The following is a 22877-nucleotide window of genomic DNA, read 5'->3' on the forward strand; positions in this document are numbered from 1 at the left end:
AGGCGTACGCGTTCTGGTGAACGTCCTGGTCTTCAACACCGGTGTGGTCCGGAGCCCGGGCCAGGCGGGTTCGATTCCCGTCATGGCTCGGCCCTGGCCGGAGCGTCGCGGGACGCCGGGACGGGACGGGATCTGGCAGACTGCGCGCTATGAGCGTCGCTCGCTGGCTGATCATTGTCGGAATGGTCCTCGGGGTCCTCGTCGGCGCGATGATCGGGGTCGGGGCGCTGTTCCTGGCGCAGGAGCGGGCGCGGGAGGCGCAGGCGTTCCCCGGGTGTTTCCAGCGGGACGCGTTCGATGCGTTCGTGCAGGGGCTGCCGGCGCCGCGCGGCGGGGATGACCTGTTCGATCCGGTCACGGTGCCCAACCTGATCGGGGCGTGCAAGGTCGGCAGTGCGTACGCCGTCGACGGCGGCTACATCTTCTACGCCGGCGAACACGAGACGCTGCTGGGCTTCGACGATGTGGGCTGGGGGTACTTCCCCGGCGGCTTCGGCACCGGGCTCGGCAACGGCGCCTGGGAGGGGCCGCGGTTCCGAATGCTCGACGGACCCTGGTACACCTGGTCCGCGAGCTGGTAAGTACGCTCGGCACCGGAGGCGTACGCGTTCTGGTGAACGTCCTGGTCTTCAACACTGGTGTGGTCCGGAACCCGGGCCAGGCGGGTTCGATTCCCGTCCGTCTCCGCCAACCAGCCGGGGTGTTCTGACTTTGATCCGTGACAGCTCCGGCTAGACGATCCGGTCCGGGTTGGGGTCGGCTTTGGTGGCTTTGCGCCACAGTCTCAGGGCTCGATGCCGGACGGGTTGCCGGGTGGAGTCCTTGAGGGCGCGGAGCGCGTCGAGGAGCCCGGTTGCCGGGTAGCCGGTTTCCAGCCAACCGAGTGCGAGTCCGGCCCAGTAGTCGCTCCAGCAGCCCAGCGCGTAACGCAGCACCGCGGCGAGCAGCTCGCCACCGCCCTCGACGGCCGAGAGCGTGTCGACGACGTCCTGCTGCGGCGGCTGCTGCAGGAGCGGCAGGAGCCAGAGCAGGCGGTCGTACGCGAGCCACACGGTGTGCCGGGGCCAGACGGTGTCGTCCTCGTTCCAGATGATCCAGGTGCCTTCGGCGTCTCGGCCGAGGGTCAGGCCGCGATCGTTGACGGCGATGACCGGGCGGTCGTCCCTGCCATCGGCGTGCGGCTCGTACGTCACCCCTTCATCGTGCCGTGGCGAGGAATCCGGCCAGGGGAATGCGGTACAGGTCCGGGTCGTCGGCGTACGGCTGCCCCTCGTGGACGAAGCCGAACCACTCGCGCAGGACGTCTTCCGCCAGCTCCAGGGGGTGGAACGGCAACGGGTACGGGTCCTCGTCCTCGTCCGGCTCGACCGGGTGCTCGCCGGCCCAGTACGGGGCCTCGAACGCGAACGGCGGGCCGATGTTCTCCTGGACGCCGTGCTCCGGCGACAGGCTCAGCGACCGCCACAGCCGGCCGTCCCCGGTCCACACCGCGAACGCGAGCCAGTCGACGACGCTGTGCATCGCGTGCAGGTACAGCGTCCGGCCCTTCGCCTCGCCCAGGAAGCGCCGGTCGAGTGCGGAGGGCCGGTCCAGCGCGACGTCGCCGGTGCACACGATGGACAGCCCGGGGAAGCAGCCGGCGTACACGTACCCATCGGCCGGGTTGGTGTTGCGTGCGAGGGTGCCGTCCTCGACCTCGGTCAGCCGGTGCCCGGGATACAGTCGCTCGACGAAGCTCCGGGTCGCCGCCCGGTCCAGGGGCGGCGCGGCCTGGAGCACCGGGCGTACGTCGCCTTCGGCGTAGAACAGCATCCAGTCCTTCGCACCCATGCGCTGCCCCTCCCCTGCGCGACGCGCAGCAGCGTACTGGACGGCACCAGGGCGTGCCCGCCCTGGTGCCCGTTGGTGCGTGACCAGCGCAGGCGGGCCGCCCACATCCCTCAGCGAGGCCTGACTCCAGGATGGGCGCTGGTCGGGGCCAGAGCCGCCCCCGTGGAAGTCAGGGAGGCCATTCGACTGCGGTGCTGGATGCCCCGGTTCTGGTCATCGCCCACCGATCATGCCGTACTCGGGGCGCGCGCGAAGGCTTCGATCTGGTCGAGGTGGGCCGGGCGCAGGCCGTCGCGTTCGTGCGGTCTGATCAGCAGGGCGTGCCCGCCGGCGGTCAGTTCGGAGTACAACTCCGGCTCTTCCTGCGGCACCGGCACCTCGGCGTCGTCGGTCCAGATCAGCCGGCGGCCCTCGGCGAGGACCGCCCGCGCCGCGGCGAGTTTCCGGCCGTCGCCGGGCGTCTCGTCCGGGAACGCCCGGCCGAACGCCGGGAGCCTGAACAGGCGCTCCAGCTGGTCGGCCTCCGCGCACCAGGACGTGCACCAGCGGACCTCGGCGGCGCCGGTGCGGTGCAGGGCGCGGATGCGGGCAATCAGTTGCGGCGCCCAGCGCATCCTCCAGCCCATGCCGGCGCTGAACGCGGTGCCGTGGTGCGGTTGGGCGTGCCACTGCGGCCTGCGTACGTTGATGACGCCGTCGACGTCCAGCAGCCAGACCGGCGGGGTGGTCACGCGGCCGCGCCCAGGGCCGGCAGGGCCGGGATCGTCGCGGCCAGGAACCCGGCCGGCGTGAAGTGGGGCGCCGGGCGGGTTTCCCACCAGGAGCGCGTCGCCGAAATCGTGGCCTCCGCCCCGGTTTGTCGGTGGGTGTACGTCACCGAGCGCTCGCCCGTCTCGCGGACGGTCACCCGGCCCCGTTTGCACCCCGCCGGGTAGTCGTTCCAGTTGATGCCGTGCCGCGACCACAGCATCTCCTGGGCCTGGGCCGAGTTGACGCCGTGCAGTTCGCGCTGCGTGAACCGCGCCTGCGCGGCCATGGAGATGCTGTTGCGGACCGCGTCGCGCTGGCGCCAGATGAAGTAGTTCGCCACCTCGACCGGGTCGCAGATCGCGAAGACGCGCGCGTCGAACAGGGCCCGCGCGCCGGGCCGGCGCTCGTTGAGCACGGCGGTGGCGAGCGAGGCGGCGACCGAGCACCACTTCTGCACCTCGCCCCCGAACCACGGCTGCGTGCCGGGCGTGGCGAAGTCGACGGCGAGCACGGAGACCTCGTCGGACTGCGTGTAGGCGAACACGCTGCCGGAGATCTCGGCGCACAACACCTCGGCGACGGCGTCCATGCCGGCCATGAACCCCTCGTCGTAGGGCTTGGCCGCGCCGCGCAGGTATGTGTGGAACGCCCGGCCGTCGACGCGCAGCAGACTGTACGTGCGGCCCGGCAGGATCGCCTTCGAGACCCGCTCGTACCCCTTCATGCGGTCGCCGAGACCGGTGCCGTCGGTGCCCACGATCACTCCCCGGGGTGCGCTGCTGATGGTCGCCCTCGATGGCAACACGTCCGAGCGCCCGCCGCACGCACATTTCTCACGGGGCCCGGGTCATCGCTGTTGCCGTTCGCGGCCGACCTGGCGGCGGAGCCAGAAGCAGGCGCTCGCGCTGCCCAGGCACCAGCCCGCCCACATCATGGCGTCGGCCGCGGTGCCGAGCTGGCGCCGGGCGAACAGGGCCGTCAGCACCACCGCGAGCAGGGCGCCGTGCGCGACCACCACGCCCACGGCCAGCAGGACCTTGCCCGTCCACTCCAGGATCGCCACGGCCGACTCCCGAATCTCGATGCGCCGATGTCACCCTCAGGATGCGGTCCGTCACCCCCTGCGCGCCAGTACGGATCGCGGCCTGTGGATAACTCCGCGCTGTTAGCGTGGAAGGGCACAGACGCTGAGAGTGAGGGCTGCCTTGGATCCGCGACGGGCGGTGCCCAGGACCGACACGGTGCTCGATGATCCGCGGCTCGCCGGGTTCGCGCGCGACCGCGCCCGGGTGGTGGTACGCGAAGAGCTCGACCGGGTCCGCCGCGGCGAGATCGGGGCCGGCGACGTGGTCGAGGCGGCCGAGCGGCGGCTGCGCCGGGCGCACAGCATGCGGGCCGTGCTCAACGCGACAGGCGTCGTGCTGCACACCAACCTGGGGCGGGCCGCGCTGTCGGCCGAGGCGGTCGGCGCGATCGCGGGCGCGGCCGGGTACACCGACGTCGAGCTCGACCTCGAGACCGGCCGGCGGGCGCGGCGCGGGCGCGGGGCCCTGGACGCGCTGGCCCGGCGGGTGCCGGCGGCTGAGCGGGTACACCTGCTGAACAACGGGGCGGCCGCGCTCGTCCTGGTGGCCACGGGGCTCGCGGCCGGGCGTGAGATCGTCGTCAGCCGGGGCGAGCTCGTCGAGATCGGTGACGGGTTCCGGCTGCCGGACCTTCTCGTGTCGACCGGGGCCCGGCTGCGGGAGGTGGGCACGACCAACCGGACGTCGCTGGAGGACTACCGGGCGGCGCTCGGGCCGCAGACCGGGTTCATCCTCAAGGTGCACCCGTCGAACTTCTTCCAGCGGGGGTTCGTTTCGGCGGTACCGACCGACAAGCTCGCGGCCCTCGATTCGCCCCTCGTCGTGGACATCGGCTCCGGGCTGCTCGGGCCCGACCCGCTGCTGCCCGACGAGCCCGACGCCGCCACGGTGCTGCGCGACGGGGCCGACCTCGTGACCGCCAGCGGCGACAAGCTGCTCGGCGGGCCGCAGGCGGGCCTGCTGCTCGGCCGGGCCGACCTGGTCGAGGCGCTGCGGCGGCACCCGCTCGCCCGGGCGCTGCGCGTCGACAAGCTCACCCTCGCCGCGCTGGAGGCGACGCTGCTCGGGCCGGACACGCCCACCTGGCGCGGGCTGCGCGCCGACGTGGCGCAGCTGCGGCGGCGGGCGGAGGCGATCCGGCAGGAGCTGGGCGACCTCGACGCCGAGGTCGTCGACTGCGTGGCCGTCGTCGGCGGCGGCGGGGCGCCCGCGGTCGAGCTGGCGTCGGCGGGGTTGGCGCTGCCGGCGGTACTGGCGCAACCGCTGCGGCTCGGGGAGCCGCCCGTGCTCGGCCGGGTCGAGCGGGACCGGCTGCTGCTCGACCTGCGCTGCGTGCCCGAGGCGGAGGACAAGGCCGTCGCGGCCGCCGTCCTGCGCGCGGCGGGCCGCTGAGCATGTGGGTCGTCGCCACCGCCGGGCACGTCGACCACGGCAAGTCCACGCTCGTGCGGGCGCTCACCGGGATGGAGCCCGACCGCTGGGCCGAGGAGCGCCGCCGCGGGATGACGATCGACCTCGGCTTCGCCTGGACGCGGCTGCCGTCGGGGGCGACGGTGGCGTTCGTGGACGTACCGGGGCATGAGCGCTTCGTGCCCAACATGCTCGCGGGCGCCGGCCCGGTGCCGGCCGCCATGCTCGTCGTGGCGGCCGACGAGGGCTGGAAGCCGCAGTCCGCGGAGCATCTGGCGGCGCTGGAGGCGCTCGGGGTACGCCATCTGCTGCTCGTCGTCAGCCGCGCCGACCTCGCCGACCCCGGCCCGGCGACCCGGGCGGCCCGCGCCCGGCTGACCGCCTTCGGCCCCGTCGAGACGGTCGCGGTCAGCGCGGTCACCGGCGCCGGCCTGGACGACCTGCGCGCCGCGCTGGACCGCCTCGGCTCCGCGCTGCCGGCGCCCGACCTCGACGCGCCCGTGCGGCTCTGGATCGACCGCGCCTTCACCATCCGCGGCAGCGGCACCGTGGTCACCGGCACCCTGGGCGCCGGACGCCTGACCGCGGACGCCGATCTGGAGCTGGATGCTTCGGCGGTACGCGTACGAGCCCTGCAGTCGCTCGGAGCGCCCGAATCCACAGTGGACGCCGTAGCGCGCGTAGCCGTGAACCTGCGCGGCGTCGAACGCGCGGCCGTGACCCGGGGCGACGCGCTCGTGACGCCCGGCCGGTTCGTCCGCACCGACCTGCTCGACGTGCGCGTCCACGGCGACCCGGTCGCCGACCTGCCGGCCTCGGTCGTGTTCCACATAGGATCGGCGGCGGTCGCGGCGCGGGTACGCCCCCTGGGCCACGACACCGCCCGCCTGCGCCTGGCCCGCCCGCTACCCCTGCACCTGGGCGACCGCGCCCTCCTGCGCGACCCGGGCCGCCACCGCATCCCCGGCGGCGTGACGGTCCTGGACGTTTCCCCACCCCCACTGACCCGCCGCGGCGCCGCGGCCGCCCGGTCCCTGGAACTGTCCAAGATGGACGGCGCACCCGACCTGGCCGGCGAGCTGCACCGCCGCCGCCTGGTGCACGCGGACACCCTGCGGCGCATGGGCATCCCGGCGCCCGGCGAGGGCTGGCTGCTGGACCCGGACCACGCGGCCTCGCTGCGGGCCCGGCTGGCGTCGGAGGTCCGGGCCTACGCGGCGCAGCACCCGGTGGACCCGGACCCGCCGGTGGACGCGATGAGCCGCCGCCTGGGCCTGCCCGACCGGTCCCTTGTGGAGCGCCTGCTGACCCCGCCGCTGACGATCCGCAACGGGCGCATCGGTACCGGCACGGGCCTGCCACCCCGCCTGTCCCGCGCCATCGACGCCGTCCGGGCCGGCCTCGCGGCGAACCCGTTCGCCGCCCCGGAGTCCGACCGCCTGGCCGCCCTGGGCCTGGGCCCGAAGGAGCTCGGCGCGGCGGCGAAGGCGGGCCTGCTGCTGCGCATCGCGGACGGCATCGTGCTGCTGCCGGACGCCCCGCCGGCCGCGCTGGAGCGCCTCACGGGGCTGCCGCAGCCGTTCACCTTGAGCGAGGCGCGGCAGGCCTTGGGAACGACGCGGCGGGTGGCGGTACCGCTGCTGGAGTTCCTGCACCGCCGGGGATCGACCAGACGCACCGCGGACGGCCGCCACACGACGGACACCGTGAGCTAGCGCGGGTCGTGGAGCCGCCGATGGCCGGCGTATGTCAGCCTGGTGACTGTGTACAAGAAGGCGACGATCCCGCTGGTCTGCACCTACGACGACGAGGCCGACGCGGCCTACGTCCATCTGCAGCACCCCATCGCCGACGCCGGGGTCGACCGGACCATCACGTTCGACTCCCGGCACGGCATGTTGAACCTCGATCTCGACGCCCGCGGTCACGTCCTCGGTCTCGAAATCATCGGGGCCCGCGCGCACCTGCCGCCCGCGCTCCTGCAGGCCGTGCTCGACGCGGAGCGGTGAGGGCTACGGGCCGCTCCAGACGCACAGGGCCAGCACCACCAGTACCCCGAGCACCACCAGGGCGATCGTGTAAGCCGGGGGCAGCCCCGGCGGCTTCTGGCCCTCCTGCCGGGCCTTGGCCCGCTTCCACTCGCGGCGGTCCTTCGCCGTCGGGGTCTCGGCCGGCCTCTCCTGGTGCAGGCCGCCCGCCAGGCGGGTCAGCAGGGCGTCGACCGCCTCCGGGGTCGCGCCGCGCTCCGACAACCACTCCTTCACGTCGGCGGGGCCCGTGCGGACCAGGGCGGCCAGCAGGTGCTCGGTGCCGATGTGCTCCGCGCCCGCGGCCAGGGCGATGTGCAGGGACTGCTCCAGCGCGACCTTGGTCGGCTTGTCGAAGGACATCTGCGGGGGCGACGCCGGTAAGTCCGTGGCCGGCCAGGGGGACGTCCAGATCTCGGCCGCGTTGCCGTTGCGGTGGGCATGCAGGGCCTGGGCCAGGTCGATCGGCTCCATGCTCGGGCGGGACGCGGCGTGGGCGAAGCCGGGCACCTGGGTCAGCACGGCGCGGGCGTCGGTGGTGAAGTGCGCAAACACGACATGTTTCTACCCCACGCCGGCACCGCCCCGCCGAGCCGGGCCCGGCCGGGCCGCAAAGCCCGACCGGTCCCAGTCCGCGTTCCTCACGACAGCTCGTCGGAGATCAGCTGGAGAACTCGATGCGCGCGTTCTCGAAGTCCAGCGCGCGGATTCGCACGGCCAGCGTGCTGCCGACGGCCGGGCGCTGCGATGTCACCAGCAGGCCCGGAATGTCGCCGGCCACCGTCAGGAACACGCCGAACGGCGTGAGCCGGGTGACGACGCCGGAGACGACGGAGCCGACGCCGTGGCGCGCGACGAACGCGTCCCAGTTCGCAGAGCGGATCATGCACTTCACCTCCCTTCTACGCAGACTCCGCTGAGCGAGCGCGAGGGAGGGCGGGCCCCGAGGGCCGATCAACAGTGCGCCGGGCGCACCTTCCGTGAACGGCCCACGGCCGACCCGGCAGTCATGCGCGCAATCCTACATCCGGCGCATGGTGCCGGCGATCACCCGTCCGTACGCTACGACGAACGCCGATGCGTCCTGCTGCGACCCGCCACGTCTCGCAGGCCGCCTCAGCCCGCCGCGCATCGAGGCCGGCCGGGCTCGGGAGGCCGTGCACTGCCGTCACGAGGATGGGAGGGCCGGCGGATGCCTGCTGCGCCGGAGCGAGTCAGCGTCGGGTTCGAGGGCGGTACGGCGGGCGAGGGCCCGCTGTCCTGGGGCCAGCTGGAGAACTGGTCCGCGATCGTCAAACAGGGCACGTGGCTGCCGCTGGGCGGCGTGAAGCCGCTGCCCCCGGGCACCACCGTCGACGAGGTGGCGGCCGAGCTGCGGTACCTCATGACCCGCTACGAACCGATGCGCACCCTGCTGCGGTTCGCGCCCGACGGCACGCCCACGCAGGTGGTGTACGGCAGCGGCGAGATCGACCTCGAGATCGTCGACGCCGGGGCCGCCGATCCCGGCGAGGCCGCCGAGAAGCTTTGCGACGCCTGGCGGGCCAAGCAGCTCGACTTCGCCACCGAGTGGCCGCTGCGCATGGCGATCGTGCGGCAGAACGACGAGCTCACGCACATGGCGGTGCTCGTCTCGCACTTCGTCACCGACGCGGCCGGCGCGCTCACGATGCTCACCGAGGTCGCCGCGCGCACCGAGACGCCTGTCGAAGGGTTACCGCCCCTCGCGCAGGCGCACTGGCAGGCGTCGCCGGCCGGGCGGCGGCACAACGCGGCGGCCCAGCGGTACTGGGACGAAATCCTGCGCACGGTACCGCCGCGGCGTTTTCCACCAACCGGGAACTCCACGAAACCGCGGTACTGGCACGGCGAGTACACGTCCCCGGCTCTCGGTATCGCCGCGCGGCAATGGGCGCAGAGCACCGGCCTCGACAGCTCGACCGTGCTGCTGGCGGCCTTCGCCGGCGCGCTGCACAACGTGCTCGGCTCCGACCCGGTGGTCATCCGGCCGATGGTGAGCAACCGGTTCCGGCCCGGCCTCGCCCGGGTCGTGTGCACGCTCGCGCAGGCCGGGCTGCTCAGCCTGCCGGCCGCGGCCGGGGACTTCGCCGAGCTGCTCGGGCGCGCGCGGCGGGTGACGATGGCGGCGTACAAGTACGCGTACTTCCACCACGGCGAGATGCAGCGGCTCATGGACCGGTACGACGTCGAGCTGGGCTGCTACTTCAACGACCGCCGCGGCCCGTCCCGCGACGAGCCGATCGAGCCCGGCGAGTCCGCGTTCCGGTGGGTCACGGCCCAGGACGCGCCGGCGTTCGAGCCGCTGTTCGTGCACATCGACGACGTGCCGGGCACGCTGCGGCTGAGCGTCTACCTGGACGCGGCGCACCTCGACCCGGCGGCGGCCGAGGAGGTCATGCGGGAGATGGAGCGTCTGTCGGCGCCGTAGCCGAGTCGAGCGCGTCCGCCGGCGCGACCTCGGCCAGCGGGCCCGACGCCCCGAAGCGGTGGCCCTGGCCGTAGCGGCAGCCGATCGCGGCCATGGCCACCGCCTGGTCGGCGCTCTCGACGCCCTCGGCCACCACCGTCACGCCCATGCCCGTGCAGATCTGCACGATCGAGCGGCAGATCGCCTCGCTGCGGCCCCCGGCCACGGTGAACGTCCGGTCGAGCTTGACCTCGTCGACGGGCAGCGCGTGCAGCTGGGCGAGCGCGTTGTACCCGGTGCCGAAGTCGTCAAGCGCGAAGCGCACCCCGAAGCGGCCCAGCCGGTGCACGGCCCCGGCGGCCGCGGAGAGATCCGGCAGCGGCGCGGTCTCGGTGAGCTCCAGGAGCAGGCGGTGCGGGGCCAGGCCGTGGCGGCGCACCGCCTCGCGCACGGTCGCCTCGTGCTCGGGGCGGCCCAGGCGCGCGGCCGAGGTGTTGACGTGCACGGCGATGCTCGCCCACGAGCCGCGGAAGGCGGCGGCGTCGCGGCAGGCCCGGTCGAGCACGAAGTCGTCGACGAGCCGGATGAGGCCGATCTCCTCGGCGGTGGCGATGAACACGTCGGTGGAGACCGGGCCGAGGCTCGGGTGGTTCCAGCGGGCGAGGGCCTCGACGGCGACGACGGTGGCGTCGGCCAGCCGGACGATCGGCTGGTAGTGCACGTCGAGGCCGTGCCCGTCGCGCAGGGTCGCCGCGAGCGCCTCGGCCAGGTCGGAGCTGCCCGTGCCGTCCGGGAGGTCGACACGGTACCGCACGAGCGCGCCCTTGCCCTGGCGCTTGCCCGCGTACATGGCGGCGTCGGCCCGGCGCAGCAGCGCGTCGGCGCTCGGCACCGCCCCGTGCCCGCCCGCCTCGACCAGGCCGATGCTCACGCCGACGTTGACGGTCTCGCCGCCGACGTCGAAGGGGCGGCCGATGGCGGCCATGATGCGCTCGGCCGGCTCGCCGGGGTCGCCGCCGCCCTCGAGCAGCACCGCGAACTCGTCGCCGCCGACCCGGGCGATGGTGTCGCTGTCGCGCACGGCCGCGCGCAGCCGGGTCGCGACCTGGCGCAGCAGCCGGTCGCCGGCGTGGTGGCCGAAACGGTCGTTGACGCCCTTGAAGTCGTCGAGGTCGCAGAAGAGCACGGCGAGCGGGCGGCCGTCGCGGTGGTGCAGGGCGAGGGCGTGCTCGAGCCGGTCGTGGAACAGGACCCGGTTCGACAGGCCGGTGAGCGCGTCGTGGAAGGCCTGGTACGCCAGCCGCGCCTGGCTGTCGGAGACACGGTCGAGCAGCACCGCGTTCTCGATCAGCGTCACCGCCTGGCGGATGATGAGCAGCGAGATGACCGCGGTCTCCACGGCGATCTCGACGCCGTCCATGCTGATGCCACGCACGAGCTGGACGATGAGCAGCACGCCGGTGCCGGCGACCGGGAGGTACGGCAGCATGAGGTGGGCCCAGCGGCCGTGCCGGGCGGCCGGGCGCGCCGCGGCCGGATGGCCCGGGGTCAGCGCGGCGACGGCGACGAGCGCCATGCCGGCCACGAACCCGGCGTCGGCCAGCGGTGGCATGCTTTCGGCGCCCTTGGAGACCAGGTACGCGAAGAAGCTGTCGGAGAACGACAGGCACAGCAGCCCCGCGCCGAGGACGGTCAGCTGGCCGCGGGCGGCGGGCGCGGACGTGGCCACCAGCAGGATCACGATGACGGTCAGCAGGAGGTCGGTGACCGGGTAGGCGATGGCGACGGAGTACGCGAACGGCGTCGCCGCGCCCGCGCGCGCCACCGAGCCGAGGGTGGTCCCCCAGGTCAGCACGAAGAGCGCGCCGACCACGATGAGCCCGTCGAGCACCATCACGAGCTGGCCGGGGCGGCGGCGGGGGCCGTCGCCGGGCGGGCGGGCCACCGCGAGCGAGATAATGGCCGGGAGCGCGAAGACCGGCAGGGTCAGGTAGCCGGCGTCGGCCGCGCTCGGGGACGGCAGGGCGTCGTCGCGGAACAGCTGATACCAGCTCCAGATGAACTGCCCGATGGTCCAGCCGCAGGCCGCGCCGCCCATCCACAGCCGCCAGCGCCGCTGGGCGCCGGCGTGGCGGGCCGCGGTGAGCCAGCAGGCCAGGGTCGCGGCGAGGCCGGCGCCGAACTGGCCGAGGTCGTCGACGAACTGCGACCACCACGGCGAGAGCAGGCCCGAGCCGCCCAGCGCGACGACGACGGCCACGGACACGGACGCGACGAGGAGCGGCTTGGAGGCGGTTCCGCGCGGCAAAGTGGATCCATCCTCACCACAGGTGATTGGACGGGTACGGCGGATACGGTACCGCACCGCGCGGGCGTTTCGCGGGGGTTCGGCTATCGGTGCCATCACGATCGCGATTGGCCGCGGCCGGGCGGGCGGGCCTAGCGTCGGGGCATGCTGAGTCTCGCGGGGATGCCTGTCTACGTGGCCCGGCCGGACGGGCCCGGCCCGCACCCGGGGGTGGTGGTCCTGCACCAGCTCTTCGGCGTGGACGGCAGCGTGCGGCGCGGCGCCGACCGGCTCGCGGCCGCCGGTTTCCTGGCCGTGGCGCCGGACCTGTACCACCGCACCGAGCCGGGCGCCGAGCTGCCGCAGGACGACGAGGGCCGGCGGCGCGGCTTCGCGCTCATGCACCGGATGGACCGCGACGAGGTGGTCGCGGACGTGGGCCGGTGCCTGGACTGGCTGCGGGGGCCGGGCGGGGCCGGCCCCCGCACGGGCCTGCTGGGCGTGAGCCTCGGCGGGCACGCCGCGTTCCTGGCCGCGGCGCGCCTCGGCGTCGACGCGACGGTGGTGCTGTTCCCGGGCTGGCTCACGGGCACCGAGATCCCGCTGAGCCGGCCCGAGCCCACGCTGTCGCTCGCCGCGGACATCCGCGGCCGGCTGCTGTTCCTCGTCGGCGAGCGCGACCACGTGGTACCGCCGGCCGAGGTCGCGCGGATCGCCGCCGCGATCCCCGGCCACGAGGTGGTGGTCTACCCGGACACGCCGCACGCGTTCTTCCTCGACGGCACCACCCCGGCGGCCGAGGACGCGTGGCGGCGGGTGATCGAGTTCCTCTAGAGCTTCTTCGCGGCGTCGGCGGCGTCGGCGCGGGCCTGCTCGCGGCGCGCCCCGACCTCGGTGGTGGCCAGGTTGGGCCGGAACTCGACGGACGCGATGTCGGTGATGCCGGCCCAGCGCAGCCAGCTCTCCAGGTAGGGGGCCTGGAAGTCGGCGCCGAAGGCCGGGCCGCGCCCCTCGCCGTAGACGGCGCTGGTGTAGATCACCGCGGCCCGGCGGCCGGTGACGAGGCCGGAGTAGCCCAGCTCGCCGTCGAAGCCGAAGACCATCCCGGGCTGGCTCACCACGTCGATGAACTGCTTGAGGATGTACGGCACGCCCGCGTTCCACATCGGCACGGAGAACAGGTACTTGTCGGCGGCCGCGAAGCGCTCGAACGCGGCCCGGGCCCGGCGCCACGCCTCGGCGCCCGCCCCGGTCGGCTCCTGCCCGGCGAAGGCGTCCATCTTCGCGGCCGCGGCGGCGGGCCCGAACTCGGGCAGGCTCCCGTCCCACAGGTCCCACTCCTCGACCTCGTCGCCGGGGTTCAGCCGGCGGTACCCGTCGAGGAACGCGGCCGCGAGGGCCAGCGACTCCGACCGCTCGCCCCGCGGGGACGCCGAGATGTGCAGCAGCTTGGGCATTGCTCCTCCTCATGTTACGTGCGTGCGCACGCACCTTCTGAGGGAGAAGCTAGCCATGTGCGTGCGCGCGCACAAGACTGCTACGGTGTGAGCATGGACTCCACGGCCGCCTGGGCGGCGCTGCTGCGCGTGCACGCGGCCCTGACGCCGGTGCTCGACCAGGAGCTCCAGGCCGCCCACGGGCTCCCTTTGACCTGGTACGACGTGCTGCTCGAGCTCAGCGCCGCCCCCGGCCGCCGGCTCACCATGTCGGCCCTGGGCGCCGCCGCGGTGGTCAGCCGCAGCCGGGTGAGCCGCGTCGTCGACGAGCTCGTGCGGGCGGGCCTGGTCGAGCGGGTCGCCAACCCCGACGACAAGCGCTCGGCCTTCGCCAAGCTCACCCCGGCCGGCCGCGGGCGGCTCAGGGCGGCCGCCCCCACCTACCTGGCCGGGATCGAGCGCCACTTCACCGGCCGGATGACCCGCGCCGAGGCGCAGGCCGTGACGGCCGCGCTGGGCAAGGTCCTGCGCGCCCACGACGCATCGACCGTCATCCCGCTCGGCCCGGCGCGCTGACGGGTTCGTGCGGGGGCCGCCCGCACGGTAGGGTCACGCCTCGTGATGCGCGTGCTGCCGCCCCTGCTCGTCATCGGCGGCCCGGCGGGGGCGGGCAAGAGCACCATCGCCGACGCGGTGGCCCGGCTGCTCGACGCGCCGGTCGTGGGGCTCGCCGACAGCGCCGGCCCCGACCAGCACAGCGTCGACCTGCCGTCCCTGCAGCAGCGCCTCGACTCGCACGAGGAGGCCCCGCTCGTCGTGGTCGAGGGCGTGTACGCGCTCGCGCTGTCCCCGATCCGGTGGGCGGCCCGCTGGACGGTCTACGTCGACACGCCCCTGGACCTGAGCCTGGCCCGGCGCGCGCTGAGCCAGGACGACCCGCGGGAGGTGCTGCGCGCGTACCTCGACGGCGGGCGCGAGGCCCACGCCCGCACCGTCGCGCCCGGCCGCCAGCTCGCCGACCTCGTGGTGGACGGCATGGGCGAGCTGCCGGAGATCGCGGCCCGCATCCACACGTTCATCAGCCGCCGCTCGTAGTCACCCCGGCACCGTCAAGGGCGGCGGGGGCGCGCGGCCGTCACCACCGCCACCGCGGCCAGCACGAGCAGCGCCGCCCCCAGGGCCAGGGCCGGCGGCCCCAGCGACGGCACGCCGCGCAGTTCGGGCGGGGCCGCGGCCGCCCACGCCGCCACCGTGGCCGGCACCGCCACCACCCCCGCGAACGCGACAAGCAGGACGGCGGCGAGCGGCTCGACGACCCGGGCCCGCCGCGCCGCCAGGCCCTGGGCCCGCAGCGCCCGCAGGTCGCCGGAGGAGCCCTCGACGGTACCGCTGAGCAGGGCCGCCGCCGCGAGGACCACGGCCAGCAGGCCGGCCACGAGGTAGAAGCGCAGGCCCAGCGCCGAGCCCTCCCCCGCCAGGGCGGCCCGGGCGTCGGCGATCGTGCGCCGCTCGGTGACCGTCACCCCGTTGGCGGCGAGCGCGTCGAGCAGCGCCGGCGGCGCGTCGGCCGCGAGCCACACCTGCGCGCCGGTCGCGGAGCTGTCGGTGGAGAGGCGGTCGGCGTACTCGAGGTCGACGAGCAGGCCGCTGGTGCCCAGGCGGGGCAGGCGCGGCACGGTCGCGGCGACCGTCGCCGGCAGGGGGCGCTGGCGGTCGAAGACGGTCAGCTGCCCGTCCGGCGGCAGCGGGCCGGTCGACACCACGGGCAGGACCGCCGGGCCGTTGTCGGGGCGCAGGACCCCGGTGCCGGCGCCCGGGCCGGGCGGCAGCTTCAGCAGGACGTCGGCGCCCTGGGCCGTGGCGGTCCCGCCGGCCGGGGCCTGCCAGGCCGTCGCCGGGGCGTTGTGCAGGGTCAGCTCCAGGGCCGGGCCGGCGTACGTGGCCAGGCGGAACGCGATCTGGAGCAGGCGGCAGCCGCCGGAGCAGGGCGCGGCCGCCGTGTAGGTGTGGCGGTCGGGCCGGACGGCGCCGAACTCGACGGTGGCGTTCGGGCGGCCGTCGAGCGGGGCGACGACGGCGGAGAACGCGTCGTCGGTGCGGTCCAGGTGGGTGACGGTGATGTCGAGGCTGAGGCTGCCGCCGCGGACGACCGCCGGCTCGCCGAGGTCGCCCGGGTGCAGCAACGCGGACAGGCCGTCGCCGAAGGTGAGGCGCGGCGCGTCGACGGCCAGGCCGCCCGGGAACGGCACGACCGCCATCGCGTGGCGGCCGCCCGGGTCGGCGGCGTGCACGGCGTCGAGCAGCGCGCGGCGGCTCGGGGCGCTGACCGACAGTACCGTCGCGGCGCCCATCTCCCGATCGGCGCGCTCGTCGCGGCGCTGCCCGGCGGTGGTCGTGGCCGCGGCCGCGAACGCCAGCGAGGACAGGGCGACGACCAGAACGGCGAGCAGGCGGGCCGACGACGGGCGGCGGGCCAGCCCGAGCCCGGCGAGCGCGCCGGTCAGCCGGCCGCGGCGCAGGGCCAGCCGGCCGAGGCGGGCCGCGAGGGGCGGGGCGGCGACGGCGGCCAGCAGCGCGGCGGCCAGCAGGACCAGCGCGGGGGCGAGGCCGGCCACGCCGCCGCTGGAGCCGCGGACCTGGAACGTGGCGGCGGCCGCGGCCACGGCGGCGAACGCGGCGAGCCGGGCGCCCCACCGCCCGCCGCGCGCGTCGATGCGGCGCAGCAGCGCGGTGACCGGGCCGGAGACGGTGCGGATGCCGACCACCAGGCCGGCCAGCAGCGCGCCGAGCACGGCCACGGCCGCGTAGAGCGGGGCGCCGGGGGCGCTCCAGCCGCCGATCGCGGTGAACCCGGCCAGGGCGCCGAGCAGCATCGGGACGAGCGTCTCGCCGGTCGCCAGCCACCAGCGGCCCGGGCGGGACACGCCGCGCAGCGCGATGATGCCGTGCTCGAAGCGGCGGGCCCGGGTCGCGGCGGCCACGGCGAGGATGATGACGGCCCAGGCGAGCACCAGGACCGGCGCGACGGCGAACGGCACCGTCCGGCGCACGTCGGCCCGGCGCGCGTCGATGCGGTCGAGCAGATTGCCGAGCTCGGTGGTGAGCCGCGCGCCGCTGTTGCTGCGCCGCTCGGACTCGTCCACCCACTCGCGCAGCTGGGCGAGGTGGGCCACGCTGATCGCGCCCGGCTCCGGGTACGCGTCGAAGGTCTGCAGGTCGGCCGGGCGGGCGATGGTGGCCAGGGTCCGCCGGTCGACGACGTACGCGGGCCCGCCGGCGTCGGTCAGCGCGCCGCCGCTGCCCCAGTAGGGCTCGGTGCCGTCGGTCGCGCGCACGATCCCGACGACCGTGAGCGGGGTGGGCGGGCCGGCGGCGAGGTAGCGGTTGTTCGTCGAGTCGTACATCGAGCCGGTCAGCTCGACCGCGTCGCCGGGCCGCAGGTGCAGCCGCTCGGCCGCGTTCACCCCGAGCACGGTGTCGCCCGTGCCCATCAGGCACCGCCCGGCGACGACGACGACGTGGTCGCACAGGCCCTCGCGGTACACCACCCGGGAAAGCTGCTCGGGATCGGCGTCCGGCACGGCGGCCGGCTGCGCGGCGAACTGGGCGGTGAAGACCGACGTGTAGCCGGGCGCGTCGAGCCAGCCCGAGCCCAGGCGCTCGAACGTGTTCGGGATCGTGCCGTCGTTGCCGGACTCGACCGTGCCGCTCACGAGGATGTTGCGCTCGCTCACCGAGGCCTGGGCGACGGCGGCGTCGACGATCTGCCGGTCGGTGCGGGCGACGTAGACCGGCGCGGCCACGGCGGCGACGGTGGCCAGCGCGGTGAGCAGCGCCACCGTGAGGGCGCGGCCGAGGCGGGAGCGCAGCATCCCGAGCACGAGCGCGGTCATCGGCGGCCCGCCCGCACGAGCGCCACGGCGCCGAAGAGCACCAGCGCGGCCGCCCCGGCGACGAGCAGTGCCAGGGGCTGGACCGCGGGCGTCGGCACCGGCCACGGGTCGGTGAAGGCCCGCACGGGCGGAGGGGCAAGGGCCCGCAGCAGTACCGCCGCCAGGACGCCGAGCACCACGGCGACGAGCACGGGGACGACCGCGGTGCGCCGCTCGACCCGCGCCAGCAGCCGCCGCGGGAGGCCCTGCCGGCGCAGCGCCGCCCGCTCCGCGTCGCGGTCGCGGCGGTCGACGGCGGCGACCACGAACGCGGCCACGGCGGCGAGCAGCAGCACGATCCCGGCGCCGGCCACGTCGCCGAGCGCGGTGACGGCCGGGGCGAGCCGGTCGGCGCGGGCGGTGGCGGCGGCGAGGCTGTCGCTGCCGGTGATGTCGAGCCCGGCCGAGCGCAGGCGGGCGATGACGGCGTCGCCGGCGCCCGCGGCCAGCCACACCTCGGGGCGCTCGGCGGACGGGACGGTGCCGACGGCCACGGCCGTGATCCGGGCGGCGTACTCGAGGTCGACGAGGATGCCGGAGCCGCCGCCGCGCGGGACGAGCGCGGCCGGGCGCGGGGCCAGCGGTACCGACGCGCCGAAGACGCTCACCGCGGGCTGGTCGTGGCGGTCGTTGTCCGCGGCGCCCCCGGCGGCGAGGGCGGGCAGCGGGACGGGGGCGTCCACGACGTACAGCCGGCTGTCGACCGGCCGCTGGGTGCGCGGCTGCGCGTCGCCGAGGCGCAGCACCCCGGCGGTCTGCACGACCTGGATGCCGGCGGCGGCCTGGGCGACCGTGGTGCGCCAGCGGGCCGGGTCGGCGAAGACGTCCCCGGCGACGACCATCGCGCCGCCAGCGGTGAGCTCGCGCAGCTCGACCGTCCCCCGGTCGGCCTCGACCGCCTCGACGCGGCAGCCGCGCGCGCAGGCCGGGACGACGGCGGTGTACGGCTCCGGCTGGTGCGACAGCGGCCCGAACTCGGCCACGGCCTGCTCGCCGGTGCCGTCGGCGGCGAGCAGGACCCGCACCCGGTTGCCGTCGCCGCCGGCCCGCAGGGCCAGGTCGGTGCCGGTGAAGCGCAGCGGCGCCGGGGCGGCCGGGTGCAGGGCGGCCCCGTCGACGCCCGCGACCGCGCGCAGCCGCCCGGCGTCGACGGCGACGACGGGCGAGGGGCCGGCCGCGCCGGTGACGACCACCGCCATCGCCTCGCGCCCGCCCGGGTCGGCCGCGCGGACCGCGGCGAGCAGCCGCTCCCGCGGGACCGGGGCGACGCGCAGCACCCGGTCGGCGCCGAGCTCCACCCGGGCCCGGTCGGCCCGGGCGGCGGCCCCGCCCTGCCAGTCCTGGGCGGCCAGGGCCAGCACACAGGTGGCCGCGGCGAGGACGGGGACGATGCGGAAAGCCGTGCGGCGCCGCCCCAGCGTCAGCCCCGCGAGGGCCGCGCTCAGCCGGCCCGCGGCCAGGGCGTGGCGCCCGTAGAGGCCGGCGCCGGCCAGCAGCAGCCGGGTGCCGAGCACGCCGAGGCCGGCCGCGACGAGCAGCGGGGCGACCTGGGCCAGGCCGAAGCCGGTGTCGCGGCGCACGTCGGCCGCGGGCGCGGCGACGATCTGGAACAGGGCGGCGCCGGCGAGGCCGAGCGCGCAGACCTCGGCGGTGGCGGCGGCGAGCGGGCGGCGCGGGCGCACGTCGCGCATCAGGTCGGTGACCCCGCCGCGGGTGGCGCTCCAGTCGGCGGCGGCCACGATCACGACCCCGGCCGCGAACAGCCGCGGCGACCAGATCGAGCCGACCGCGAGCGGCACCAGGCTCTGCCCGGCGGTCGCGGCCCGGATGCGCCAGCCGGGCAGGCCCCGCACGGCCAGCCGGGCGGCGTCGCCGCGGCGCTCCTGGGCCGCGTAGGCGGCCGCGACCGCGACCGCCAGCCCGCCGAAGAGCAGGATCTGGGCCTCCTCGAGCCCGACGCCGCGGTGCACCGAGCGCCGGTCGGCGGCCACCGCCTCGGCGAGGGCGGGCGCGCCGGAGGTGACCTCGAAGCGGGCGTTGCGCAGCCGGTCGAGGACGGCCCGCAGCTCGGCGGCGTCGTCGAACGCCCCGGGCTCCAGCACCGCGTCGAACGTGGCGGTGAGGGTCGCCTCGGCCGCGGTGACCGTGGCGGCGGTGGTGTAGGCGGCCACGCCGTCCTGCCCGGCCCAGAACCAGCCGGCCGGGTCGGCGGGGGTGAAGATGCCGACGACCTCCAGGGCGACCGGCACGCCGGTCAGCCCGGTCTCGTGCACGAGCTTCGCGCCGACCTCGACGCCGAGCAGCCGGGCCAGCTCCTCCGGGAGCACCACCTCGCCGTCGGCGCCGACGCAGCGGCCCTGCCGCAGCTTCAGGTTGCCGCACAGCTGCTCGGCCGAGCGCAGCTCGGCGCTCTGCCGCCGGGGGCCGGCCGGGTCGACCAGGTCGCCGGGGACCCGCAGGCCGCCGGCGCGCCCGTCGACCGGCGCGTCGACGAGGGCGGACATGTGCCGCAGCGTGTCCTCGGGCCGGTCGCCGCTCGACACGGTGCCGCGCACGCGCAGGGTCCGCTCGGCGACGGTGGCCGCCGCGACCCGCGCCCGCACGGCGTTCTCTGCGGCGGTGTCGGCGGCCCGGGCCGCGATCCCGGCCGCGACGGCGGTCACCGCGGCCAGGGCCAGCATCACCAGCGCCTGCACCCGCCGCGCCCGCAGCGCCCCGAACACCAGCCCCCACATCGGCATGACCCTAGCGTCAGCCGAGCACGGCCACCAGGAACTCCGATGCCGCGGTGAAGGGGCGGAGGTCCCACGTCGACAGGAGCAGGTCCTCACGCAGCCCGGCGGCGGCAGCGTCGGCGCGGAAGTCGTCGAAGGCGTAGCCGCGCCCGGCGCCGAAGCCGACCACGACCCGCCCGCCCTCGCCCAGGTGGGCCTTGAACCGGCGCAGGATCTCGACCCGGGTCGAGGGGGCGACGAAGGCGATGACGTTGCCGGCGCAGACGACGGCGTGGAAGCCGGCCACCGGCAGCTCCAGCTGGGCGAGGTCGCCGACGAGCCAGGTGGGGCCCGGGTGGTCCTGCTCGGCGACGGCGACGAGCTCGGGGTCGAGGTCGACGCCGACCACCTCGTGCCCGGCCGCGTGCAGGAACGCCCCGACCCGCCCGGTGCCGCTGCCGGCGTCGAGGATCCGCGCGCCGCGGGGCACCATGGCGTCGATGAGCCGGGCCTCCCCCGCCAGGTCGGCCCCGCCGGCGGCGAGGTCGCGGAAGCGCTGGACGTACCAGCCGACGTGCCCCGGCTCCTCGGCCTTGCGCCGCAGCCACGCGTTCTCGTCCTCGGCCACACAGGCCCCCTCTCGTGAAACTTGCGGTGCAAACCTATCCAAATGCTCAATCGGGCCGCCCGCCGGCCGATCGGCAACTCATGCGCTCCGAACTCGACGACGGGGTGGTCGGCGCTGATGCCCTGCAGGGGATCGTGTGGCAGGTGTGGACCGCGTACCTGGGCGGGACGCCACCCGCCGGTCCGCCGCCCGCCGATGCGTACGCCGGGCCGTTCGACGTGACGGCCGGCGTGTCGATCGCGGGCGCCTGGAACGGGCACGTGCTCCTGCGCTGCCGGGGAGCTCATGAACATCATCGCCGGCAACGTGAAGAGCCTTCTGCCGCAGCCGTCGGTCGTGGCGCTGCCCCAGGTGGTGCTCGGCGAGGCCGACGTGGTCGGCCCGGGCAGCACCGCCTCGTGCGAGCTGCGGACCGCGTTCGAGCAGTGGCCGGTACACCTGTCGGTGCTGGAGGTGCCGGCTAGCCGAGCAGGCTGACGACGTCCACGACGCCGTCGACGCGCTCGACCCGCCGCACGAAGGACGGGATCGCCGCCTCGCGCCGGACCGCGCCCAGCAGCGTCACCACGCCGTCGGCCACCTCCACCTCGACCCCGGACCGCGAGCACAGCCCGGCGACCTCGCGGCGGATCTCCTCGTCGCTGCGCAGGAACACCTTGAGCAGGTCGCGGCGGGTCACCAGGCCGACGAGGCGACCGGCGCCGTCGACGACCGGCAGGCGCCTGAGCCCGGCCGACTCCATGATCCGCGCCGCCGTGGGCAGCGGGGCGGTGCCCGCGACGGTGATGGCCGGCGCGCTCATGAGCTCGCCCGCCACGGTGGCGTGGGCCTTGCCGGAGCCGGCGTGCTCGATCCGGGGCAGCAGGTCGGCGGAGGACACCACCCCCACCACGCGATCGGCGGCATCGACCACCGGGACCGCGTTGACGCCGTGCGCCTCCAGCAGGTCGACGATCGCCTTGAACGGCGTGTCCGGGGTCACCGACACCGCGCCGAAGGTCATGACATCCGCGACATTCCACCGGCTCATTCCGGGCCTCCTTCGCATCTGCCCCGACCGTAGGCGGGGCGTGGAGCCGGGTCGTAGGGCCGAAGGACCCGTCCGTGGGGTACCATGGCCGCGTGATGCTGGGTTATCGCGCGTTTACCGTGGCTCCGGGTGGAGCCGGCGGCCGCTTGCGCTGACCTAGTACACCCGGAGCCAGCAAGGGCAGAGACGTCGGAGTCTCTGCCCTTCGTCGTGTCAGACGGCGGGCTGGTGTGACCGGGCCCGCCTCCCATTTCAGCGGTGAGGACCCAAGGCATGGAAACCAGCAACCTGCGCGTCACCGGATACCGCCCGCTGTTCTCGCCGCGGGAGCTCGTCGCCGAGCTGCCCATGGACGACGAGCGCGCCGCGGTCGTGCAGCGCGGCCGCGACGACGTGCACCGCATCGTGACCGGCGCCGACGACCGGCTCCTCGTGGTCGTCGGGCCGTGCTCGGTCCACGACCCGGTGGCGGCGGTGGACTACGCGCAGCGCCTGGCCGCCGCGGCCGGCCGGCTGTCGGCCGACCTAGCCGTGGTGATGCGGGTGTACTTCGAGAAGCCCCGCACCACCGTCGGCTGGAAGGGCCTCATCAACGACCCCGGGCTGGACGAGACCTTCGACGTGCCGCGGGGGCTGCGCCTGGCCCGGCGGCTGCTGCTCGACGTGCTCGGGCTCGGCCTGCCCGTCGGGTGCGAGTTCCTCGAGCCGACCAGCCCGCAGTACATCGCCGACGCCGTGTCATGGGGCGCGATCGGCGCCCGGACGCCGGAGAGCCAGGTGCACCGCCAGCTCGCCTCGGGCCTGTCGATGCCGGTCGGGTTCAAGAACGGCACCGACGGCGACGTGCAGGTGGCGATCGACGGATGCCGTACCGCCGCGAGCCGCCACGTGTTCTTCGGCGTGGACGAGGACGGCCGGGCCGCGGTCGTCTCCACCGCCGGCAACCCCGACTGCCACATCATCCTGCGCGGCGCCCGGACCGGCCCGAACTACGGCCCCGGCGACGTCGCCGACGCGCTCGCCCGCCTGGAGAAGGCGCAGATGCCGCGCCGGCTCGTGGTCGACGCGAGCCACGGCAACAGCGGCAAGGACCACGTGCGCCAGGCCGTCGTGGTCCGCGAGGTCGCCGAGCAGGTGGCGGCCGGCCAGGAGGGTATCGCCGGGGTCATGCTGGAGAGCTTCCTCGCCGCCGGGCGGCAGGACCTCGGGGGCGAGCTGACCTACGGCCAGAGCGTCACGGACGCGTGCATGTCCTGGGACACGACCGAGGCGCTGCTGGACGACCTGGCCGCCGCCGTGCGCGCCCGCCGCGGCTGAGCG

23 protein-coding genes and 2 tRNA genes are annotated in these 22877 nt (G+C 75.5%); 12 read left to right on the forward strand and 13 right to left on the reverse strand.

Annotated features, from left to right (window positions below):
• The first annotated feature begins 7 nt into the window (after positions 1–7).
• The 3 genes from AB0B76_RS29000 to AB0B76_RS29010 all read left to right on the forward strand — a co-directional run bounded on the left by AB0B76_RS29000 (position 8) and on the right by AB0B76_RS29010 (position 690).
• A tRNA-Sec gene (locus AB0B76_RS29000) sits at positions 8–83 on the forward strand.
• Positions 84–149: 66 nt separating this feature from the next.
• Positions 150–581, forward strand: coding sequence for a hypothetical protein (locus tag AB0B76_RS29005; RefSeq protein ID WP_360381466.1), 432 nt, complete (start codon positions 150–152; stop codon positions 579–581).
• A gap of 14 nt (positions 582–595) precedes the next feature.
• Positions 596–690 (forward strand) — tRNA-Sec (locus AB0B76_RS29010).
• A gap of 41 nt (positions 691–731) precedes the next feature.
• On the opposite strand, the gene AB0B76_RS29015 is transcribed toward AB0B76_RS29010, so the two are convergent.
• From AB0B76_RS29015 to AB0B76_RS29035, 5 genes are all read right to left on the reverse strand, one after another.
• A complete protein-coding gene (locus AB0B76_RS29015) occupies positions 732–1193 on the reverse strand; it encodes a hypothetical protein (RefSeq protein WP_360381468.1) in 462 nt (153 codons plus the stop codon).
• A 4-nt stretch (positions 1194–1197) separates the two neighbouring features.
• On the reverse strand, positions 1198–1830 hold the full coding sequence (locus AB0B76_RS29020) for a hypothetical protein (RefSeq protein WP_360381470.1): 633 nt from the start codon (positions 1828–1830) through the stop codon (positions 1198–1200).
• 227 nt (positions 1831–2057) lie between these two features.
• The gene (locus tag AB0B76_RS29025) at positions 2058–2561 is read right to left on the reverse strand and encodes an HAD domain-containing protein (protein ID WP_360381471.1); all 504 of its coding nucleotides are present in this window, start codon (positions 2559–2561) and stop codon (positions 2058–2060) included.
• A complete protein-coding gene (locus AB0B76_RS29030) occupies positions 2558–3337 on the reverse strand; it encodes a tRNA(His) guanylyltransferase Thg1 family protein (RefSeq protein WP_360381473.1) in 780 nt (259 codons plus the stop codon). Before AB0B76_RS29030 ends, AB0B76_RS29025 begins: the two co-directional genes overlap by 4 nt.
• A gap of 90 nt (positions 3338–3427) precedes the next feature.
• The gene (locus AB0B76_RS29035) at positions 3428–3643 is read right to left on the reverse strand and encodes a hypothetical protein (RefSeq protein ID WP_360381475.1); all 216 of its coding nucleotides are present in this window, start codon (positions 3641–3643) and stop codon (positions 3428–3430) included.
• Between the two features lie 160 nt (positions 3644–3803).
• Here AB0B76_RS29035 and selA point away from each other — a divergent pair, with 160 nt between their 5' ends.
• The 3 genes from selA to AB0B76_RS29050 are packed head-to-tail and all read left to right on the forward strand — an operon-like array spanning position 3804 to position 7084.
• Complete coding sequence (gene selA, locus AB0B76_RS29040; protein WP_360381476.1) at positions 3804–5057, forward strand: L-seryl-tRNA(Sec) selenium transferase; 1254 nt, start codon at positions 3804–3806, stop codon at positions 5055–5057.
• A gap of 2 nt (positions 5058–5059) precedes the next feature.
• Positions 5060–6790 (forward strand): selenocysteine-specific translation elongation factor, encoded by a 1731-nt coding sequence (gene selB, locus AB0B76_RS29045; RefSeq protein WP_360381477.1) that lies wholly within the window; start codon positions 5060–5062, stop codon positions 6788–6790.
• Between the two features lie 42 nt (positions 6791–6832).
• Positions 6833–7084 carry a DUF2283 domain-containing protein gene (locus AB0B76_RS29050; protein ID WP_360381479.1) on the forward strand — a complete coding sequence of 84 codons (252 nt, stop codon included), beginning with the start codon at positions 6833–6835 and terminating at the stop codon, positions 7082–7084.
• 3 nt (positions 7085–7087) lie between these two features.
• Here the strand turns inward: AB0B76_RS29050 and AB0B76_RS29055 are convergent, their stop codons facing one another.
• On the reverse strand, positions 7088–7657 hold the full coding sequence (locus tag AB0B76_RS29055; RefSeq protein ID WP_360381480.1) for a Clp protease N-terminal domain-containing protein: 570 nt from the start codon (positions 7655–7657) through the stop codon (positions 7088–7090).
• A 106-nt stretch (positions 7658–7763) separates the two neighbouring features.
• Positions 7764–7988: a hypothetical protein gene (locus tag AB0B76_RS29060; RefSeq protein ID WP_360381481.1), complete on the reverse strand. Its 225-nt coding sequence runs from the start codon at positions 7986–7988 to the stop codon at positions 7764–7766.
• Positions 7989–8294: 306 nt separating this feature from the next.
• On the opposite strand from AB0B76_RS29060, the gene AB0B76_RS29065 reads away from it, so the two are divergent.
• Complete coding sequence (locus AB0B76_RS29065) at positions 8295–9551, forward strand: condensation domain-containing protein (protein WP_360381483.1); 1257 nt, start codon at positions 8295–8297, stop codon at positions 9549–9551.
• On the opposite strand, the gene AB0B76_RS29070 is transcribed toward AB0B76_RS29065, so the two are convergent.
• Positions 9517–11838, reverse strand: coding sequence for an EAL domain-containing protein (locus AB0B76_RS29070; RefSeq protein WP_360381484.1), 2322 nt, complete (start codon positions 11836–11838; stop codon positions 9517–9519). The genes AB0B76_RS29065 and AB0B76_RS29070 overlap by 35 nt on opposite strands.
• A gap of 144 nt (positions 11839–11982) precedes the next feature.
• On the opposite strand from AB0B76_RS29070, the gene AB0B76_RS29075 reads away from it, so the two are divergent.
• Positions 11983–12651, forward strand: coding sequence for a dienelactone hydrolase family protein (locus AB0B76_RS29075; protein ID WP_360381485.1), 669 nt, complete (start codon positions 11983–11985; stop codon positions 12649–12651).
• Here AB0B76_RS29075 and AB0B76_RS29080 read toward each other — a convergent pair.
• Positions 12648–13274 carry an NAD(P)H-dependent oxidoreductase gene (locus AB0B76_RS29080; RefSeq protein WP_360381487.1) on the reverse strand — a complete coding sequence of 209 codons (627 nt, stop codon included), beginning with the start codon at positions 13272–13274 and terminating at the stop codon, positions 12648–12650. The two genes, AB0B76_RS29075 and AB0B76_RS29080, sit on opposite strands and share 4 nt — an antisense overlap.
• Positions 13275–13367: 93 nt before the next feature.
• Here AB0B76_RS29080 and AB0B76_RS29085 point away from each other — a divergent pair, with 93 nt between their 5' ends.
• Together AB0B76_RS29085 and AB0B76_RS29090 are read left to right on the forward strand one after the other, a co-directional pair.
• Entirely contained in the window at positions 13368–13829 is a 462-nt protein-coding gene (locus tag AB0B76_RS29085; RefSeq protein WP_360381489.1) for a MarR family transcriptional regulator, read from the forward strand.
• A 42-nt stretch (positions 13830–13871) separates the two neighbouring features.
• Complete coding sequence (locus AB0B76_RS29090; RefSeq protein ID WP_360381491.1) at positions 13872–14348, forward strand: hypothetical protein; 477 nt, start codon at positions 13872–13874, stop codon at positions 14346–14348.
• A gap of 14 nt (positions 14349–14362) precedes the next feature.
• Here the strand turns inward: AB0B76_RS29090 and AB0B76_RS29095 are convergent, their stop codons facing one another.
• From AB0B76_RS29095 to AB0B76_RS29105, 3 genes are read right to left on the reverse strand one after another with little or no spacing between them, the layout of a single operon-like run.
• Positions 14363–17146, reverse strand: coding sequence for a hypothetical protein (locus AB0B76_RS29095; RefSeq protein WP_360381493.1), 2784 nt, complete (start codon positions 17144–17146; stop codon positions 14363–14365).
• The gene (locus AB0B76_RS29100; RefSeq protein ID WP_360381495.1) at positions 17143–19926 is read right to left on the reverse strand and encodes a hypothetical protein; all 2784 of its coding nucleotides are present in this window, start codon (positions 19924–19926) and stop codon (positions 17143–17145) included. Before AB0B76_RS29100 ends, AB0B76_RS29095 begins: the two co-directional genes overlap by 4 nt.
• 10 nt (positions 19927–19936) lie before the next feature.
• Entirely contained in the window at positions 19937–20527 is a 591-nt protein-coding gene (locus tag AB0B76_RS29105; protein ID WP_360381496.1) for a class I SAM-dependent methyltransferase, read from the reverse strand.
• 285 nt (positions 20528–20812) lie between these two features.
• Between AB0B76_RS29105 and AB0B76_RS29110 the strand changes: the two genes are divergently transcribed.
• Positions 20813–21004, forward strand: a complete 192-nt coding sequence (locus tag AB0B76_RS29110) for a hypothetical protein (protein WP_360381497.1) — start codon at positions 20813–20815, stop codon at positions 21002–21004.
• Here the strand turns inward: AB0B76_RS29110 and AB0B76_RS29115 are convergent.
• Positions 20988–21557, reverse strand: coding sequence for a CBS domain-containing protein (locus tag AB0B76_RS29115; protein WP_360381498.1), 570 nt, complete (start codon positions 21555–21557; stop codon positions 20988–20990). The two genes, AB0B76_RS29110 and AB0B76_RS29115, sit on opposite strands and share 17 nt — an antisense overlap.
• A gap of 273 nt (positions 21558–21830) precedes the next feature.
• On the opposite strand from AB0B76_RS29115, the gene AB0B76_RS29120 reads away from it, so the two are divergent.
• Positions 21831–22874, forward strand: a complete 1044-nt coding sequence (locus AB0B76_RS29120) for a 3-deoxy-7-phosphoheptulonate synthase (RefSeq protein ID WP_360381500.1) — start codon at positions 21831–21833, stop codon at positions 22872–22874.
• The last annotated feature ends 3 nt before the right edge of the window (positions 22875–22877 follow it).

This window comes from Dactylosporangium sp. NPDC049140, assembly GCF_040648435.1.